The organism is Burkholderia sp. 3C, assembly GCF_054589155.1.
In genome coordinates, this window is sequence record NZ_BAAILN010000129.1 from 1 (window position 1) to 814 (window position 814).

Below are 814 nucleotides of genomic sequence, written 5' to 3' on the forward strand. Positions count from 1 at the left end.
AGACACGCAGGTCGCGGTTGTTCTTCAGCGCCAATTCGATCAGTTGCTGCAAGCGCGGATCGGCGAAGAAGTTGCGCCAGCCGATGTCCGGCGCCGCCTGGTCTTGGGCGCTGCGTGCGTCGCTCGCGCCCGGCTGCGTCGCGTAGACGCCGTCGGACGGGAACGAGCTCGACACGGGCGCATCCGGACGCTTGTAATGCGGCGCCATCGTGCAGCCCGAAGCGACGAGCGCAAACGTCATAGCCGTCAAAACGATTTTTCGCATGGTCATCAATGTTCCTGGTTGCCGCCTTCTTGCGTGCGATGCGCGTGCTCCTGCGCGAGACGCAGTGCCTCGTCCGGATCTTCCTTTTCACCACCGAAGATCGAACGCACCTTCACGAAGAACATCGGGATCATGAAGATCGCGAGGAAGGTCGCGGTCACCATCCCGCCGATCACGCCCGTACCGATCGCGTGCTGGCTGGCCGAACCCGCGCCGTTGCTGATCGCGAGCGGCAGCACGCCGAGAATGAACGCCAGCGACGTCATCAGAATCGGACGCAGCCGCAGCCGCGCCGCTTCCAGCGCCGCCTCGACCGGCCCCATCTTCTCGCTGAGCTGCAATTCACGCGCGAACTCCACGATCAGAATCGCGTTCTTCGCCGACAGCCCCACCGTGGTCAACAAGCCGACCTGGAAGAACACGTCGTTCTCGAGGCCGCGCAGCGTGGCCGCCAGCAGTGCGCCGATCACGCCGAGCGGCACCACCATGATCACCGAGAACGGGATCGACCAGCTTTCGTACAGCGCCGCCAGACACAGGAACACCACC

At 64.3% G+C, this 814-nt stretch carries 1 protein-coding gene and 1 pseudogene; both read right to left on the reverse strand.

Going from position 1 to position 814, the window contains the following annotated elements:
- Nucleotides 1–271 (reverse strand): annotated as a pseudogene (locus tag ACYP33_RS26165) (multidrug transporter); the annotation flags it as partial.
- Nucleotides 271–814 (reverse strand): efflux RND transporter permease subunit (locus tag ACYP33_RS26170; protein WP_459624482.1); only part of this gene is annotated, 544 nt, incomplete at its 5' end. The gene ACYP33_RS26170 and the pseudogene ACYP33_RS26165, both read right to left, overlap by 1 nt.